General features: G+C 45.4%; 16 protein-coding genes. 6 read left to right on the plus strand and 10 right to left on the minus strand.

All coding sequences use genetic code 11. The features are described from left to right. The first annotated feature begins 26 nt into the window (after nucleotides 1–26). Nucleotides 27–1,457 (plus strand): APC family permease, encoded by a 1,431-nt coding sequence (locus CES79_RS06335; protein WP_089136653.1) that lies wholly within the window; start codon nucleotides 27–29, stop codon nucleotides 1,455–1,457. A gap of 49 nt (nucleotides 1,458–1,506) precedes the next feature. On the opposite strand, the gene CES79_RS06340 is transcribed toward CES79_RS06335, so the two are convergent. The 9 genes from CES79_RS06340 to CES79_RS06380 all read right to left on the minus strand — a co-directional run bounded on the left by CES79_RS06340 (nucleotide 1,507) and on the right by CES79_RS06380 (nucleotide 13,542). Beyond that, on the minus strand, nucleotides 1,507–2,022 hold the full coding sequence (locus CES79_RS06340; RefSeq protein WP_225362329.1) for a folate family ECF transporter S component: 516 nt from the start codon (nucleotides 2,020–2,022) through the stop codon (nucleotides 1,507–1,509). 170 nt (nucleotides 2,023–2,192) lie between these two features. Next, entirely contained in the window at nucleotides 2,193–3,023 is an 831-nt protein-coding gene (locus CES79_RS06345) for an NEAT domain-containing protein (protein WP_089136654.1), read from the minus strand. An 88-nt stretch (nucleotides 3,024–3,111) separates the two neighbouring features. Beyond that, nucleotides 3,112–4,866 carry an NEAT domain-containing protein gene (locus CES79_RS06350; RefSeq protein WP_159459470.1) on the minus strand — a complete coding sequence of 585 codons (1,755 nt, stop codon included), beginning with the start codon at nucleotides 4,864–4,866 and terminating at the stop codon, nucleotides 3,112–3,114. Nucleotides 4,867–5,221: 355 nt separating this feature from the next. Next, on the minus strand, nucleotides 5,222–5,614 hold the full coding sequence (locus tag CES79_RS06355; protein ID WP_054654951.1) for a hypothetical protein: 393 nt from the start codon (nucleotides 5,612–5,614) through the stop codon (nucleotides 5,222–5,224). Nucleotides 5,615–5,638: 24 nt separating this feature from the next. After that, nucleotides 5,639–6,235 carry a TMEM175 family protein gene (locus CES79_RS06360; RefSeq protein WP_054654949.1) on the minus strand — a complete coding sequence of 199 codons (597 nt, stop codon included), beginning with the start codon at nucleotides 6,233–6,235 and terminating at the stop codon, nucleotides 5,639–5,641. A 70-nt stretch (nucleotides 6,236–6,305) separates the two neighbouring features. Beyond that, on the minus strand, nucleotides 6,306–8,294 hold the full coding sequence (locus tag CES79_RS06365) for a cation:proton antiporter (RefSeq protein ID WP_089136656.1): 1,989 nt from the start codon (nucleotides 8,292–8,294) through the stop codon (nucleotides 6,306–6,308). A gap of 99 nt (nucleotides 8,295–8,393) precedes the next feature. Beyond that, nucleotides 8,394–9,185, minus strand: a complete 792-nt coding sequence (gene map, locus CES79_RS06370; protein ID WP_054654947.1) for a type I methionyl aminopeptidase — start codon at nucleotides 9,183–9,185, stop codon at nucleotides 8,394–8,396. Nucleotides 9,186–9,304: 119 nt separating this feature from the next. After that, nucleotides 9,305–12,403: an AAA family ATPase gene (locus tag CES79_RS06375; protein WP_089136657.1), complete on the minus strand. Its 3,099-nt coding sequence runs from the start codon at nucleotides 12,401–12,403 to the stop codon at nucleotides 9,305–9,307. Further along, nucleotides 12,400–13,542, minus strand: a complete 1,143-nt coding sequence (locus tag CES79_RS06380; RefSeq protein ID WP_089136658.1) for an exonuclease SbcCD subunit D — start codon at nucleotides 13,540–13,542, stop codon at nucleotides 12,400–12,402. Before CES79_RS06380 ends, CES79_RS06375 begins: the two co-directional genes overlap by 4 nt. A 159-nt stretch (nucleotides 13,543–13,701) precedes the next feature. Here CES79_RS06380 and CES79_RS06385 point away from each other — a divergent pair, with 159 nt between their 5' ends. The 5 genes from CES79_RS06385 (at nucleotide 13,702) to CES79_RS06405 (ending at nucleotide 17,586) form a co-directional block, all read left to right on the plus strand. Continuing rightward, complete coding sequence (locus tag CES79_RS06385) at nucleotides 13,702–14,196, plus strand: methylated-DNA--[protein]-cysteine S-methyltransferase (RefSeq protein WP_089136659.1); 495 nt, start codon at nucleotides 13,702–13,704, stop codon at nucleotides 14,194–14,196. A 72-nt stretch (nucleotides 14,197–14,268) separates the two neighbouring features. Then, a complete protein-coding gene (locus CES79_RS06390; RefSeq protein WP_089136672.1) occupies nucleotides 14,269–14,841 on the plus strand; it encodes an LOG family protein in 573 nt (190 codons plus the stop codon). A 111-nt stretch (nucleotides 14,842–14,952) separates the two neighbouring features. Continuing rightward, a complete protein-coding gene (locus CES79_RS06395; RefSeq protein ID WP_089136660.1) occupies nucleotides 14,953–15,441 on the plus strand; it encodes a hypothetical protein in 489 nt (162 codons plus the stop codon). Nucleotides 15,442–15,526: 85 nt separating this feature from the next. After that, on the plus strand, nucleotides 15,527–16,336 hold the full coding sequence (locus tag CES79_RS06400) for an alpha/beta hydrolase (protein ID WP_408005810.1): 810 nt from the start codon (nucleotides 15,527–15,529) through the stop codon (nucleotides 16,334–16,336). Nucleotides 16,337–16,467: 131 nt separating this feature from the next. Then, nucleotides 16,468–17,586, plus strand: a complete 1,119-nt coding sequence (locus tag CES79_RS06405) for an MFS transporter (RefSeq protein ID WP_054654935.1) — start codon at nucleotides 16,468–16,470, stop codon at nucleotides 17,584–17,586. Nucleotides 17,587–17,686: 100 nt separating this feature from the next. Here the strand turns inward: CES79_RS06405 and CES79_RS06410 are convergent, their stop codons facing one another. Further along, nucleotides 17,687–18,157, minus strand: a complete 471-nt coding sequence (locus CES79_RS06410; RefSeq protein ID WP_089136663.1) for a glutathione peroxidase — start codon at nucleotides 18,155–18,157, stop codon at nucleotides 17,687–17,689. Nucleotides 18,158–18,416: the final 259 nt, after the last annotated feature.

Below are 18,416 nucleotides of genomic sequence, written 5' to 3' on the forward strand. Positions count from 1 at the left end.
ATTCATTTCATGAAAGGAGTTTGGAAATGGATCATAAAAAGAAAACTTCCACGCTCTTCCTTCGTAAAGACATCAAAACTGATCTTTATAAGAAGACTGGGCTGGAAAAGTCCCTTACAGCTTTTAGTCTGATTACAATGGGCGTCGGCGCAATCGTTGGTGCTGGGATTTTTATTACTCCCGGAATCATTGCCGCCAAGTATGCGGGGCCCGGTGCGTTTTTGTCGTTCGTTGTGGCCGCAATCGTTTGTTCGTTGGCCGCACTCTGCTATTCGGAATTTTCATCAACCATTCCACTAGCTGGTAGCGCATATACATACATATACGCTGTTTTCGGGGAATTTATCGCTTGGATATTAGGCTGGGCGTTAGTTTCGGAATACTTATTCTCCGTTTCAGCGGTTGCAGCAAGCTGGTCGTCGTATTTTCAAAACATCTTAGCTGGTTTTCACTGGTATCTGCCAGAGGCGTTTCGGGCAGCGTACGGCACCGCTGGTATGCCTCACGCCATCTTTGACCTGCCTGCCTTTATCATCATCATGTTGCTTTCGTTCCTATTGATTGGCGGGGTTCGTGAATCAGCACAGATCAACGCCATCATGGTAATTCTTAAAATTATCGTGATCATCTTGTTCATCGTTGTCGGGGTCTTCTACATCCGACCTGAAAACTATCATCCCTTCTTGCCATTTGGCATGAAAGGCGTGGTTTCAGGAGCTGCCGTTGCGTTTTACGCCTACATCGGGTTTGACGCGGTCTCTACCGCGGCCGAGGAAGTCAAGAATCCGCAAAAAAACGTCCCACTTGGCATCATTGGCTCCCTGTTGATTGCTACGGTGCTCTACATCGCCTTATCACTTGTCCTTGTGGGGATGGTCAAGTATACGCACTTAAACGTGGCTGATCCAGTGGCTTACGCACTGCACTTTATCCACCAAAACTGGGTCTCCGGTATCGTGTCCTTAGGGGCCGTGATTGGGATGACCACCGTGCTCATGGTGTTCTTATACGGGGGTACGCGACTGGTCTTCGCCATTAGCCGTGATGGCCTTCTGCCACGGGTCTTCAGTCGGTTAAGTACTAAAACTCACGTGCCAGTGACGAACACCTGGCTGTTTGGTATTTTGGGCAGTTTCTTCGCCTGTGTGATCCCAATCGATAAGATCACTGAACTGGTCAACATCGGGACGCTGTTTGCCTTTGCGATGGTCTCAATCGGAATCGTCTTTCTACGGCGGAACCCTGAATTTAAAGAACTTGATTCAGCCTTCAAAGTGCCCTTTTATCCCGTTCTACCAATCGTTTCGTTTATCCTGTGTGTCATTTTAATGTTTGAATTGAAATCATTCACTTGGATTGCCTTCTTCATTTGGCTGGTGATCGGTTTAATCTTCTACTTCAGTTATGGCTACCGCCACAGTGTAGTACGGAATCGATACCATTCAGAAAACAAATAAATCAAAAAGAACCTGGAAATTAAATTTTCAGGTTCTTTTTGATACAATCTTAGCGATTTGTTAACCGCTCAATCGGTAAGACTTTAAACACGATTGAGATCACAACCGTATAAATGGCAAACGAGAGTAATTCTTGCGGTACTCGAGTGGTGAACAGGACGTTCCAGGTCATTCCGTACATGATATGGAGCCAGAGACTATTCAGAAACAGGTTCCAACCGATCGTCACAATGAATGATGCTGTGATGATTCGCCATAATTTAACCGGCTTTTGGTAAAATAATTTGCCAAACGTGTAGCCTGTAAGCGCGGCGGTAATCAGAAAACCAAAGAAAAAACTAAATTTAGGAAATAATAGCATCCCAATCAAATTAGACATGGCCGTGGCAGTAGCCGTTAATTTCGGCGGAAATAACCGCGCCATAATGGCCGTGACAATAAATGAAAACGTAATCTTAGTGATCAAAAATTGAATCGATAAAAGACTGCCAAGCACGACTTGCATCGCCATTAAAACACTTATCGCAGCGACGGTGTACGCTGAATTAATCCTAAGCTCTTTCAACCCTAATCAACTTCTTCCCTCTTTTATAATAACCGCTATCCGAACGGTTATATCTATTATTTAACAATAGTTCGGCTAAATTGCCAACTATTTTTAAAATTTAAGACAAAAAAAGCGGCTTGCACCGCAATTAGTAAATAATTAAATTTCTGATTATAAGACTTACAACCCTATTCTTGCTTCTTCATCACCATCAGACTACCACCCACCACAACGGCGATAATCACAACGACCCCCGCAATTAGCAATGGCCCGCGAGAAGTTACTTGACTGTGATCTTTTTTGACCGCTGCAATTTTTTGGGTGTTAGCTGACGGTTGTTTAGTCTTGGTTGCAGGCGTTGTCTGACTTGAAGCTGACGACGAATGAATAGTTGATGGTTGGCTTGAAACAGCCTGTTTGCTGGCTGATTTACGCTGATCTAGCTGCTTAACCTGTCTGTCCTTGGGCCGACTGCTCTTAGACCGTTTATTGCCCGTTATCCGCTGACTCTTATTAACCGCAGTCGTACCCGTCACTTTTACTGTAGCGGCAGTGACAACCGCTTTACCTTTTAAACTCGGTAACCCTTTCGTATTGAATTTGAATGAGATCAAATGTTTGGCATGGTATAGCATTGGCACGTTAATCGCTAATTTGGCAGTGATTCGTTGCTTCAGATTAGTTGTCGTAAATGAATAATACAGGTTGGTGTTGCCTGCATGATCCTTCACTCGACGCACGTTTTTGGGTGCACCACCGTTAATGGATAATACTTTGACTGGATCCGTAGATAATTTTTTAGCGGTCTTAATTCGCATAGTGACCACGTATTTATGATGTACCACTTTAACACTAGCCGGTTTCACAAAATAACCGCTAGCCATTGACGTTTGATTCGTCTGATATTTTAAAGCCTGATAGTTGATTGCCTTGGCTTGAGCAGTTGTGCTGGCCACTGAAAACAGTAATCCCAAGGTGAGAAAAGCTAACCAGCCGATCACCCACTTTAGATGTTTCATGATCTTACCTCGCTTCCTAATGAACAAACCGTATTTCACTCTTAAAACCATCACACCAAAATAAGCTGGGATAGTATTTTGACTGAAACTATTGAGCTGATTTCTTTCTAATCATTGCCGTCGTCACCACTAAGACCAGACTGATAATGCCAACCACTGCTGTGCCACTTTGCACATCACTAGTTTGTGGTAATCTGCTGGACGAACGCGCTACTACGTGGGCTTTAGCCCCTGAATTGGCACTTCGACCTGAAACCGCACTAGTGTCGGGAACAGTTGTCTTTGCTGCACGAGTTGTATCAGTACCACCAGTAGCAGAAGCGCCAGTAAAATGATAGTAAACCTCAAAATCAGAACTAATGCTCATCATTGGCACTGACACATGAATCGTGCCTTTAACGGGGGCCTGAGTCAATGCGTCAAGTGTGGGAACAGTGAAGCTGAAGCTATCGGTATACGTTTTAGCCGTCGAGCCATAATTAACGTGAGAAACTTTTTGGCCATTCACTGTCAGTGGCGTAAATCCCTTAGCTGACATACCGGAATTTTTACCGTATTGCACGTGCATGGTGACTTGATAAGACCCATTGGCCAGCTTTTTCACATCCGCTTCATGGGTATAGAATTTATTAGCCTCAGAAGTTGATTTATCGTTGGCTTGAAGGACCGTGTAACGCATTTTGCTAACTTTATGCGTGTCGGTTACTGAAGTAGATCCTGATGATATGGAAGGACTACCAGTACCAGGAGTTGAAGAATCATTAGTACCGGAAGTAGTTGTCTTCGCCGCCTTGGTTGTACCAGTTCCACCAGCAGTAGAAGCATCAATAAAATGATAGTAAACATCAAAATCAGAACTCATACCCATCGTTGGCACTGATACATGAATCGTACTTTTAACGGATGCTTGGATTAGTGCATCAAGTGTCGGAGCGGTGAAACTAAAACTAGCAGTATACGCTTTAGCCGTTGACCCATAGTTAACGTTAGAAACCTTTTGATTATTCACTGTCAGTGGCACAAAGCCCTTAGCTGACATGCCGGAATTCTTATCATATTGCACGTGCATGGTGACCTGATAAGATCCATCAGCTAATTTTTCAACTTCTGCTTCATGAGTATAGAACTGATTGGCCGCAGAAGTTGATTTGTCGTCGGCTTGAAAAACCGTGTAATTCAATTTACTAACTTGAGCCGTATTGGGTCCTGATGGTAATGAATTGCTAACACTTGAAGATGAAAAACTACTCGATGATGAAGAACTGCTCGATAATGCAGAACTACTTGACGATGAAGATGAGAAAACGCTCGATGATGAAGAACTGCTAGCGCTTGAAAATGCAGAGTTACTTGACGCTGAAGAACCGCCTACATTGGTAGTTGAAGAATCCAAACTACCCGAACCCTTGACAGCCATCACCTTTGACCAATCAAACGCTTCATACGCAGAAGTTGTCTTATCAAGATGAAGCATCGCAACTACGATGTGGTAATCGACTTGGACTTTCGGTGTTTCATCAGACATCATAAACGTTAAGTTCGAACCATCTAAAACTGAACTTTGACCAACAGAGGCACTCTTTAAAGCGGCTTGCCCCATCGAAGTTATCGGCACTGATATCTTGTAGGTCCCATTATTTACAACAACGTTTGCTGTGTCCCCGAGAAAGGCCCCGGCTGCACTAGAACCCCCCGTATCCTTATTAATGGCTTCCGCTGGTACAGTATACGACCCATCCGCCAACGCAGCTGCCTTAACTTGACCTAAGGTACTTACACTTACTAGTGCAAAAATGAGCAATAGAGTGTCCCTAAATACCCTTTTAACCCAACTCTTCTTCATCAATAATTCCTCCCACGTGAGCATCATCAATTTATGGCTTAACCAGTCTGCTCACTTTATAAAAGCGATAATGCATTTTCTACGTTGAAAAGTATAACTCAAAATCATTAAAATATAAATCTAAATATTCCAAATAGATATATTTTTTTAAGCTGTGAGGATAGTAAATCAGCTTCTTATTGTTTGTTGTTTTCTAATGATAAGTTTCACTTAGGAAGAAATCATTAATTTTATCTATAAGTTTACAATTACTTCCACCTAACGATTCCTGGTATTAATCAGTCTATTTTCTACACCAAGGCAGTGCGTAAAAAAGGTCACAAAAAAAGCCCACCGAAATGAGCTTTATCAGTAACTATCCTAATTTAAACGGTGTGGAAATCGACACGTTGATTGCCTGATGGCCATTAGCCACACACGATTGGGCAACGTGACTGAGTAAGTGATGCGACTGGATATAGGTCCTAAACTCTGACAATTTTGGTACCTGTAACTGCAGCCGGTTAGCCGATTGATCAACTTCGATTCGATCAAGCTTGCACTCTTGATTAAGCCGCAAAATCACGGTTTCAATAATGCCTAACACAAACTGACTGTTCGTCAGATAGTTAACGTTGGCAGTTTCAAGATTGAATTTCATTGACCCCGTCGTTAAATCCTTCTGTTCATCATCCATTGTGGCGCGATATGAAACCACGATATCGCGTGAAGTTACCTTGTTGCGAATCTTCAACGTATAAGCAATCAAAAGACCATCTCCTATCGCACTACTTTAGAATAATTTATCACTATCAGCATTAGAACGTGCGCCAACAAAGATCACGCTACCTGCCATAAATACCAGCTGCAGGGCTGGGAAGAAGCGCAGGGCTAACACATCCAAAATGACTAACCCAACGATGTACCACCAATTGGTTAAACCTCGATACATCGGCATCGACTTAATCTTTTCCGCTGCCTCATCAGCATGAGCCAGATGGTTGGCCTGAATCAGCGAACGGCTCAGCAAAATATAAGAGATCGTCCAAATCACGTAAACAATCGTATAAAAAGCTTCTGGACCAAAGGCGTTCAGACCACGGCCAACCCAAGCAGTTGCGACTGGCAAAAATGACGTTGAAAATAACCAGAAGTTGTTCATCCAGTACACCTTTTTGGTGATCCGTTTAGAAACCGAAAACATGTAGTGATGATTGTACCAAGCAACACCCACAAAAATATAGCCCACAACATACGACGCAAAATAAGGCAGATTTTCGTAAACTGCTGAGAATTGAAGTGACTCTGGTGTTTTAAATTCCAAGATCATGATGGTCAAAATGATGGCCACGACAGCATCCGTAAATGCTTCAACTCTACCCTTATTCATGTAATCCCCCCAACAGGATTCATTTCATACCTATATGTTACTAATTTCACACAGCAAATTCAAACCTTTTTTATCGATACGATTCGCTATTTTGAATATAAGTAATTTCGTCAAAGGAAATCCGCTGCTGCAATTTTTCTGCGAGATCCGCGGAAATATCGCCCTTAGCGATTGCCCGCTGAATCAGTTCATATTCCGCATGGAAGGCACGCATGAAGAGCTGGTAGACCATGTTGGGATCGACATCCCCGCCACGAATTCGACGGTGGCGCGTCCGATAAAAGCGCCGAACAAGGTTAGTTTCAACCCCATTTTCACCGCTATTACGCTTCAGATAATCCATCACCGCTTCAAAACCGGCTTCTTCAATGGGTAAAATATCTTCGCCATGTTTTTCAAACGCCTCACGCCAATAAACTTCTTCCAGCGCCACCGGGGCAGTCAAAAAGGCTTCCTGTGCGCGGTGCAGGTCTTTGTAGAGCGTCCCAATATGGAGACTAAAGCGAATTCGCAGCCACACGTTCTTCCAGACTTTTTCATCTGCGGAAAAATGGTTTAGCTCTAAGAATTTATTGTAGTAAGTCATTTCATCTTCTGTGATTTGACCCTTTTCAAACATTTCCTGGATCTTTTGGCTTTCAACTTTGTGTACCTGTTTCATAATTTGCCGTTCGATCCGTAAATTCGGTGTCGCATCCAAGATCAAGGCCTGCTGAAGTGAATCAATGACGATCTGAGCCTCTGCTGGATGTTCCTTTTCCGCAACTAAATCACTGATACCGGCTTGAATCATCCGCCGAACCCACTTATACCGTGGCTGCGTTGACTTCTGACTTGGCAGTAGTAACGGTACAAAAATGGTTGGCAGCAGTAAACTGGTTAAAATCACGACGGCGGCCAGAAAGATCAACGGTCCCCGCAACAAGAACGCATGCCCGTTGACCATGGTTGGAATTGAAAAAGCCAAGGACAACGTAATCGTCCCGTTAGCTCCACTCAGTGCCATGACCAAACTATCACGCCAGATATGATCACTCTTCGTCCGCCGTTTGAGTAAAAAGCGGGTCCATAACAAGCGAATAATGCCCTTTAAAGCATACAAGAAAAGGCCTAATAATAATAACTTAGGAATCGTGATCTGCGTATCCGCGTGGGCGTTTAAAGCCCGAATCACGTCTGGTAGCGAAAGCCCTAAGAGCACGAACACCGTCCCGGATAAAACGCCACTGAGAATTTCCCAGACGTTGCTGGTCACGATCTGCATTCGCGATGACGTCAAGCGCAATTTATCCCGTTCGGATCCCTGAACCATTCCGGCTGCAACAACTGCCAAAATACCGGACAAAGCCAATTTTTCAGCTAACAAATACACCAGAAATGGTGTTAACAGCTGAATCAGTACCATGATCAACGGTGTGTCATCGTTATGCCGAATCAGAAATAGTCGCGAACTGACCACCATCACACCGATGAAGGCACCAAATAACAGGCCGCCAAGAAATTCCCAGGCAAACATGCCAACGGCCGTGCCAATTGAGAACTTGCCTGACATATAAGCCGCCAAGGCCATATCAAAAATAACGATCCCGGCAGCATCGTTAAACAGCGATTCATGCTGTAAAGTGGCCGCCTGTTCTTCCGCAATTGGGTTCGCTTCGAAAATCGAGTTCACCGCAGAAGCATCGGTAGGCGCCACGATGGCAACCAAAGCAAAACTTAAGCTCAGCGGCAAGATTACGTAAAGCGCATGAACACTCGTCCCAACAATGAGCACCGTGACCACTACCAGTCCAACGGCTAACGACAAGATATTAGTAATCGAGCGTCCGATCCAAAACCGGGAGCTGTTCTGCGCTTCATTGAATAGCATCGGGGCAATAATCGCAAACGCAAACGTTGATGGGTCTAAATGAAACCCCTTATAAGCTGGTAGTAATGCCAGCAGTAACCCCAATATAATTAGAAAAAATGGCAATGGAATAGCCGTGACGTGCCGCGACAAAATATTGGCGAGCACCACCACAGCTAAAATAATAATTAATAACAGTACTTGATCCATAACTTACCCTCACCCCACTCTTATAAAACCAGTATAACGGTGTTAATGGGATTTGCCACAAATTTTGTTTACTTTTGAAAAACTGTTTAGAGGACCTACTTATAGGTACTTAGCGTCTCTAACCGGATCCTGAGAAGTCAAGATTTTCGGTCCGTCCTGAGTAATCACTAAAGTATGCTCAAACTGAGCTGATGGTTTCCCGTCAGCAGTGACATAGTATTCCCAAGAATGGTCAGCCGTTTCCATTGACCGAATCTCACGGGTGCCTAAATTGACCATGGGTTCAATGGTAATGGTCATCCCCTCGCGCAATCGCAGGCCCTTACCCGCCACACCATAGGCTGGCACGTCCGGTTGTTCATGCATTGTGGGCTGAATCCCGTGACCAATTAATTCACGCACATCGCCCATGTGGTTTTCCGTTTCCACATATTGTTGAATGGCTGCACCAACATCGCCCAGGCGGTTACCGATCACGGCTTGATCAATACCGCGGTACAGTGATTCCCTAGTAACATCAAGCAGACGTTGGCTGTCTTTTGAGATTTCACCCACAGCGTAACTACGACAGGCATCACTCAAAAAGCCGTTCAGGTTCACAACCAGATCGACTGCAACCACGTCACCGGACTTCAACATCAAGGCCTTTCTAGGCGTTGCGTGGGCCACTTCATCGTTGACGTTCACGCAAGTCGCGTATTTATAACCTTCAAAGCCCTTTTCTTCCGCAGTAGCGCCGTGGCCTTCAATGTAAGAATTGGCAAATTTTTCAATTTCCCAGGTTGAAATGCCCGGTTTAATAACGGCTTCAAGACCATTTAAGACACCTGCTAAAACCGCGCCTGATGCGCGCATCTGTTTAATTTCACGTGCTGACTTTAATGTAATCATATGCTGCTCCTTTATTTTTACTTACAACTTTTAAGCTGACCTCATGCTTCATCTACCAGCAGACCATTATACGCCAACCTGCAACTAAAGGCGCTATTAACACCCCTACTAGATTGGCATTATGGTAGGACAATTTTAGCCACTGATTTACCCTGACCTACTGGCTGAACTTGAATCTGGTAAGGGATGGTTTCTTGTAACAGTGTCACGTGGCTGATAATACCAATCATGCGATTGCTGGACTCAACGTTTTCCAGGGCTTTCATCGCCGTTGACAGCGATTCTTGATCCAGTGAACCAAACCCTTCGTCAATAAATAAGGCGTCAATGCTGATGCCACCAGATTCATTTTGAATCGATTCACCAAGTGCCAGTGCCAAACTCAAGGCAGCAATGAAACTTTCACCGCCTGACAGCGTATGGACGCTCCGTACTTGACCGACATTGTCATCATAAACGTCAATTTCCAGGCCCGTATTCTTTTGATAGGCCCCGGCTTCCAAATGAAGCTGCATCGAATAACGGCCAGAACTCAATTGCTTCAAATGCTGATTAGCAATGACCAAAATTTCAGCTAACTGGGCTCTGAGGACATAACGTTCCAACCCCAGTTTATTATCACCGCCACCCGCGACGGTTTCAACTAATAGCTGAAGTTCATTCAATTCATCTAACTGAGCCGCAACTTGGTGCGTGGTAGTTTTTAATTGTGCCAAAATATCACCGTTTACGGTAACCTGCTGCTGTCTATCATCAGCCAGTTTCTGGGCTGTCTTCAACTGTGTCTTAGTCTCATTTAACTGTTGCTGAATAACGGTTAAATCAACGGTCTGCTTATCACCAACTAACTGCTCATAAGCCGCGACATCCGCCTTGGCAGCTGTCATCGCTTGCTGGAAATCTTGCAGCGTTTGTTTAAGTGCCGATATTTCGTCAAGCTGACCCATTAACCCTATAAATTGAGTCATTTGATCTGCACCTAGATGGACTTTTACGGCCTGTTCCAAAGTGCCGGTAAGCTTGGTCAGCCGTTGTTCGGTTACCTGCAACGTTGATTCTGTAGTATGCAAATTAGCTTGCGTTGTCGCTATTTGTTCCTTACATTGCTGTAAGGCTTGATGATTCGTTTGAACTTGTTGCTGGTAGTCAGCAACTCGCTGACGCTGTTGCGTCAAATAATCATCAAGCGCGGTCAAATCGGCAAATTGGGCCGGTAATTGCTTTTGAGCTGCGTCCAGTTTAGTCTGAGTGGTTTGCTGGGTTAATTTGGCCGACTGAACTCGTTGCTTCAGCGTTTGAATGGTTTGCTGCTGGCGTTCAATTTCAGCGGTTTTGGTTTGCCGTTCCGCAATTGCCTGGTCAATTTGCAAGAGCTGCTGTTTAACCGCACCAAGCTGCTGTTCAGTTTGGGCTTCTTGTTCAGTCACTTGTGAAAGCATATCGGTCACTGTCACACTAGCTTGAACTTTAAGCTGCGTCCGTAAGGCTTGAGCCTGCTGCTTAACGACCTGAGTTTGTTTTTCTAAGACCTGCTGCTGATTTGATAAATCAGCCAGCGCCTTTGTTTGCTGATCTTTTAATTGCTGGAGTGCCTGCTCAGCCGCCTTGATAGTTTCATTATCAACTAGCTTCGTTTCGGTGACGGCGTGGGGTGCTGGGTGGGCCACACTGCCGCAGACCGGACATGGCGTCCCGGGTTTCAGCTGACTGGCCAATACCGCAATTTGCCCCGCCAACCACTGATTTCTGAGATTCTCATAGTCAGCACTGGCGGTTTTAACTTTTTGACTGATGGCCGTCACTGCTGATTGGGCATCTGCCACCAACTTTTTTTTCTCAGCTAGTTGTGACTGCTGATCAAACAAATCGCTCACCCGTTTTTCCTGAGCCGTCTGATCAGCCTGCAGTGCTGTTAACTGCGCACTGGTTTTTAGCAGCTCTGACTGGTGATCAATTTGCGCATTCAATTGTTTGAGCCTGTCCTGCTGGGTCACCGTATCCGTCTGAGCCTTTGACAGCGCAGCCGTTGCTACTGTGTACTCGCTGGTTTCTTGATCCAACTGAACGTTGAACTGCCGGACCTGTTCGTACAGTGGCCGTTGCTCTGTGAGAACAGCTATTTCAGACTGAATACCCGTCATTTTTTTAGCGTTCGCGGTCAAATCTTTTTGCTGCCCGTCAAGTTTTTTCGAGTCTTGGGTTTGGGTGGTTAAATTATGAGTTAAAGTAACTTTTTGCCGTTTCAGTTGTTCTTGCTGCTTTGTTAATTCTTGTTGCTGTTCATAATCGTGCTGTTGCTCATGCACCCAGTTCAATGTGTCCAAGCGCTGCTGTTTCTGATCAATTTTGGACTGCTCAGCTTGAAGCTGCTGTTCTGCTTGCCGTTTTGCGGCCAATTTTTCAATGTTTTGGTTCATTTTTTGAGCCGTTTCAAGTTGCTGGTTCAACTGATTAACTTGCTGCTGGGTCTGGTCTAACACCTGTTTGGCAGTTGTTAACTCCGTCTGATCTTGCTGGTACTGACCTTCTAGCTGAGTAAGGTCATGGTCACCATCAGAATCAGTCCAGCGCACCCGTTTCAGCCCACTGTCAATCACCGACCGTGCCGATTTAATCTGTTCTCGTTGGGTATTCAGCTGCTGTTTGAGTACCGTTGCCCAACGTTGAAATAACTGGGTGCCAAACACTTTTCTGAGGATGGCTTCTTTGGCACTGGAATCCGAAACCAGAAAACGTCTAAATTCACCTTGCGGGAGCAGGACAATTTGAACAAACTGTTTGCGGCTGATCTGCAAAATATCGGTCAGTTTCAGGTTAATCTCCTGCATCCGGGTAATTTCATCAGTCTTAATCCCGTCTTTAAAAATCATCAATTTACCGCTGCTGGGATAGTCACGGGTACCCGTACCGCGCTTCTTAGCTAGGGTTTGCTTGGGTTGACGCGTGACCTCATACTCTAACCCCTTATGCTCAAACTTCAGCGTCACTGCCGTGGGTTCATCCGCTTCGGCGAAATCTGAGCGTAACGCTGAAGGATCACGGTCATCACTGGCACTTTCGCCGTATAGCGCAAACGTCATCGCGTCAAAGAGCGTGGTTTTCCCACTGCCAGTTGGACCAGCGATCAAAAAGATCGACGCCTCGTCCAACTGGGTAAAATCAATCGTTTGCTTGGCGTACGGGCCAAAGTTCGTCAGTTTAAGCTGCAGTGGTTTCATGCTTGATCACCGCCTTCATTTGCCTGCTTGAGTGCTGCTCTCGCCCATTTTTCCTGTTGCGAAGTTAAGTTCTCCTTAGCCACTTGTTCGTAAAAATCTCCCAGCAACGCCATTGGAGACTTTTGCTGAATCTGCTGACTCGTTTCCCCATGGTAGCGAACCTGTGATTCAAAACCAGCTGCCCGTCCTAAAGTGACGATTCGCGGAAAGACTGCTCGTAATCGTGCCATAACGTTAGGAATCGGCTGCCTATCCGTCAAAGTGATGCCAACATAGTCCTCGTGATTGATCGAATCATCATCGGCAGACGCGATCAGGTCATCAAAACTGCTGGTTATCTGTCTGACGTCATGGATCGGTGTAATTGGCTTAAACGTCACTTTGACTGGTGTCTCATCCGTATCCACGATCCAGACCCCCTTGTGCTGGTTAGCCTCCGACAGCGAAAACTTAACTGGCGAACCACTGTAGCGAGCATTGGGCAAGTGCAGCGCGTCCTTACCGTGCAAATGTCCCAAGGCAACGTAGTCAAAATCCGCTAATAGATCCGTTGGGACCGCGGCTAGACCACCAACCGTTAGATTCGTTTCCGAGTCAGTGGTTGAACTGCCAGCCACAAAAAAATGCGCCACTAAGAGGTGCTTCTTAGCTGGATCAAAGTGTGTCTTCATCTCCGTAACCACCCGTGCAAAAGCCTGGTCTAGGTGCTGGATAGACTCATCGTTAAAATATTGCTGCGCCGCGAAGGGTTCAAAATAAGGACATAGGAAAAGCTGCGTATCCGTTAATTCAATCGGGGTAAAAGCCTGACTCAAATCCGTGTGCAGGTACAAATGAGTAGCTTTAAACCAAGGTGTCCCCGTTGCTAATCGTGTCGCACTATCATGGTTACCGGAAATTGCGTAGAGGGGAATCTGGTCAGTTAGATTCAGTTGCTGCAACATTTGGTTAACCATTGCCACTGATGCTTCGCTGGGCAGCCGTCGGTCATAGACATCGCCGGCAATAATCAGGCCATCAACTTGTTCGGCCTGGGCAATTTGTTCGATTTGGTCAAAGGCATTTTGCTGCTCATCGGTCAGATCAAAACCATGAAGCCGTCGACCAATGTGCCAATCCGCTGTATGTAGCAATTTCACTATTATCGATCTCCGTTCGTATTAGATACTATTTATTTTAGCAAATTAACCGCCCTTGGAAAAGATAACGGGCGAACAGATTTTCGATTTATTTGCCATCACTTGCCAAATTCATCAAAATAGCCTAATCTTCAGATAAATTATAAAGGAGCTGATGACATGCTGCAGACAACTTATGCCTCACCATTAGGTCAACTGATCCTGTTGGCGGATACCTCACACTTGCTGGGTGTCTGGTATTTTGACCAGACGCATTTAGGCGCCAATTACCCGCTTGAAACGATCAAACATGGCACTTCCCCCGTGCTAAAACAAACGGCTGAGTGGTTGATCGCTTATTTTAATGGTCAAAAGCCAACCATTGATAAGCTCTCGTTGGCACCAGAGGCCACACCCTTTCGCCAACAGGTCTATCGTGTTTTGACAACGATCCCCTATGGTCAGACCATGACCTACCAGCAAATTACCGAGCGACTGTCTGAACTAAACGGCCACCCAACTGGCTCCGCTCGAGCAGTTGGTGGCGCCGTGGGTCATAACCCAATTTCAATTATCATTCCCTGCCACCGAGTCGTCGGGTCTAATGGCAGCTTGACCGGTTACGCTGGGGGATTAGCACGAAAAAAGGCGCTGTTAGCGCTGGAACGGGCTTAAATGCCGTTAATTGCAATATACAATGATACTTACAAAATGCTTGATAGCAACTTTTAGGAGGCAGTTGAAATGATCCAAAAAATTGCGGTTTACTGTGGTGCATCAACCGGAAATTTACCGATTTACCAACAAGCGGCTGCTGAACTTGGCGGATACCTGGCGAATCACCAGCTAGAATTAATCTATGGTGGTGGCAATGTCGGTCTAATGGCCGTATTGGCAACTGCCGTGATCGATGCTGGTGGAAAAGTCCACGGTGTCATGCCTCAAAACCTCGTCGACCGCGGTGCTGCAGCTCACAACCTCACAGATCTGACAGTGGTTGATAATATGGCGCTGCGTAAACAGCGGATGTTAGCCATGGCTGATGGCTGTATTGCCCTGCCAGGCGGTCCAGGAACCTTAGAAGAAATCGTGGAAGCCTATTCTTGGGCACGAATCGGCGATAACCCTAACCCCTGTGTTTTTTATAACGTCAATCACTACTACGATCCGTTAAAAACCTTTTTTGATCAAATGGTCCAGCAAGGCTTTTTGACTGCTGAGCATCGCAGTAAAGTTTTGTTTACCGATCAGCTCACCGAGATCTTTAACTTCATGGCGCATTACACCCCACCAACCGTTAGAACCAACTATCAACACTAAAAGTCCTGCCAGTTATCAATTGGCAGGGCTTTTTAGTGTTCAATTTGCTAGATTCTAGTTATAATCATGTAAAAGTAAAAAGTAGCTATATTATGAAAGGGGCTGTCCATCATGCTTTCCAATGTGCGCTACTCAACACAAGTACACACGGATGTTTTTCAGGGGCTCATTACGTTAGATAAGCAGGCAACACGTCATTTTTTAGCAACCTGCTCACAACTGGTCTGTTTGGTCGTCTTATTAGCATCGACACTTGGCATGGTGAGCGTGCAGCCACTTTCATCAATGAACTATACGGCTGTTAGTCTGCAAGCGGTTTGGGCCGCTCCGGCCGAACGCTTATTTATGTTCTTAATCCTAGGTTCATTTGGTATCTCATGGATCTTTTGGCTTCGCGACCTTAAATATCAAACTCTGGCTGCAAAATACGATCAGCTTTATCAGGAACACTTAGCCATGATCAAAGCTTCAGCTCCCCTAACGGAACTGAATGCCCACTATCGCTATCTGATGGCATTGGCCAATCATTTTACACTGACTAGCAATGTGATCTTACTAGCATACGCAGCAGCAATTATTATTTATCATCTTCAGCCCTGAAGCGATCAAAAGCGGGACGATCAAGCCAAATACTTGACCTTGTCCCGTTTTTTTGCCATACTCATCGTGAATTTAACCTTTGGAGGTGGGTAAGATGCAAGTGAAACATGATATTGTTTATGATGAAAATCGCCATTTAACACTGGACGCTTACCACGATGGCACTAAGCCGTTTTTAGGACTGATTATTGATATCCACGGTGGGGGCTGGTTCCGTGGCGACAAAAGTAAGGATGCGGATTGGGCATCTCGTTTAGCTGACCTCGGTTACATGGTATTAGTCCCCAATTATCGTATGACCCCAGATGTTTATTACCCAGAACCGTTATCTGATATGGCTTCCCTAATGGAGTGGATCTCGCGCAGTGAATACAACCAGATGCCAATTGGTGTAGTCGGCTCTTCCGCAGGGGGTAACATGGCGGTTGAAATGGCCATTCGATACGGCATTCCAGCGGTTTCGCTTTCCGGTATTTTGGATATTGATGACTGGTTGGCCAACCATAAAGATGTGGTCGCTGCTGAAGGCGACACCAGTGGCTTTAACCAGCAGGCCAGTTCAACAATTAATCAAAATGGTGCTAACGACGCCTTTTACAAGTGGTTTGTGATGAACTACTTTAACCAGCGCACAGATGAATTAACCGCCGCCACACCCGTTCACCGGGTAACCAGCGAAACTGGTCCAATGTATCTGGCCAATTCCTTAAATGAATTTGTCCCAACCAGCGGAATTTTATCAATGGCCGATGCCTTGACGGACGTTGGTGTCCCCTTTGAATTGAATATGGTACCAGGTACGCGTCACGCTAAGGGTTATTTAGATGATGTTTACGATGAAACCGTCGACTTTTTAAAACACCATGTCTTAGTTGAACACGTGGATGCTAAATGAAAAATTAACCCTGTTCAAACGCATCATTATCGTGTATGCTAACGTTAATTAATTCCGATAGCAGGTCAATACCTGTCATGTTACTAGCAGAGCACTTCTCTAGGCGGGAATCGTCTAAGGAGTGTTTTTTTATGTCTCACAAAAACGTTTTATTATTAATGGTGACTGCCGCTAATTTACGACTTTCAGTCACCGCCGTCACCCCGTTATTCGCACTTATCCGCCGTGGCTTACACGTAAACAGTGTTATCACCTCGTTACTGGTGACCCTGCCACTAATCTGTTTTGCACTGGGCGCACTTTTTGCACCCCAGTTAATTCATCAATTCGGTTTAAAGCACACGTTGATCAGCGTCGATAGTCTCCTGCTGCTGGGAAATATGCTTCGGCCGTTTGGTCAAGTTCAGTTAGTGCTTGGTACCCTCATGATTGGCATCGCAATTGCCATCCTAAACGTTGCTGTACCAACCCTCATTGCGCATTTTCCACTGTCGCAAGCCACCCATCTGACCAGCCAATATGCCGTCATGATGAACCTAGTAGCAGCCATCGCCACCGTGCTCGTAATGCCGCTCGCACAGCTATTCAACTGGCAAACCGTCCTTGGCGGTTTTGGGCTGCCCGCCTTGCTGGCACTGTTAGCCGCTTTATTGATCCCACAAGAACAGTCGCAACCCGTTAATGTCGTTAAATCACCTTCACAGTCCGTTTGGTCCGATCCTGTCAGCCTGCGCTTAGCCTTGTTTATGGGTTTGCAATCACTGATCTTTTACAGTTTGATTGCCTGGCTACCAACGTTATTTCAAGCACAGGGCGCTTCTGCAGCCGAGGCCGGTACACTGCTGTCAGTTTTCCAATTCGTAGGTATTCCTGCCGGTTTGCTGCTGAATCATTTTGTTAATTTTAAGCGACTGTTATTAATCCTATTACTGGGTTACCTCATCGGTGAATTGAACTTTGGCGGCGGGCAATTAGGTTGGTGGCTAGCAGCTATCAGTCTTGGCTTCACCTGCTCACTCATTTTTAGTCTCGCACTCACCTTGATTGCGACCAGTAGCGACGACCCTGAAATCGTCACAAAACGTTCTGGCTTCGCACAATCTGCGGGTTACGGACTAGCTGCAATTGGACCAGTGATTCTAGGAACGGTTCATCATCTCAGCGGTTCCTGGACGTTAGTACTCGGTTTAATTGCCAGCTTAATGCTGGTCACAATTTTAGTTGGCTGGGTCGTCATTGACCGCCAATGATTCCGTTTTTGGCCTTAATCCGTATTAAGTCAGTCGCCTGTCACATAACAAAAGAGTAGCGTTGGTAACCCCCATTCAGGTTGCCAACGCTACTCTTTAATTAAGCCTTTAGAGCTTCAACGATTGCTGGTTCGATTTTTTCTGGCTTAGTCACTGGTGCATACCGGCTGATCAGCTGCCCGTCTCGGCCAATCAAGAACTTCGTAAAGTTCCACTTGATTCGGCCATGGCCAGCAGTGTCTTTCAAGTAGGTAAACAACGGGTCTTCCCCGTCACCGTTAACTTGAACCTGCTTCGTCATTGGAAAAGTCACGCCATAGTGTAATTGACAATATTCCTCAGTGGCTTCGTCGGAATCGAGTTCCTGATGAAACTGGTTTGATGGCAGTCCCAATACTTCAAACCCCTGTTCATGATACTGCTGATAGAGTTTTTCAATGCCTTCAAGCTGCGGTGCCAGGCCACATTTACTAGCGGTATTCACGATCATCAAAACCTTACCGGCATAATCGCCAAAGTTGATTTCTTGTCCGCTCATTTCGGTTTCTTTAAAATCATATAGCTGACTCATATTTCATTAAACCTCCCTTAAATAAACAGATTGTGTACAATCAATATACTGCTTTTAGCTTCTTCTGGCAAGCCACTGTTAATTTAAAAATAACCTGCCAAACAGTCATCGCTGTTAGACAGGTTATTTATTGAAGTTTAAATGGTTCTATCATATCTGTTGTTGGTCATGTCACAAGACATGATCGACAACAGATTTTTCTTTCTGTAATCTATGTATGTTGACACGAAAAAAGGATATCGCCATTGCTTTATCCTTC

Source organism: Secundilactobacillus silagei JCM 19001, from assembly GCF_002217945.1.
Classification (GTDB): domain Bacteria; phylum Bacillota; class Bacilli; order Lactobacillales; family Lactobacillaceae; genus Secundilactobacillus; species Secundilactobacillus silagei.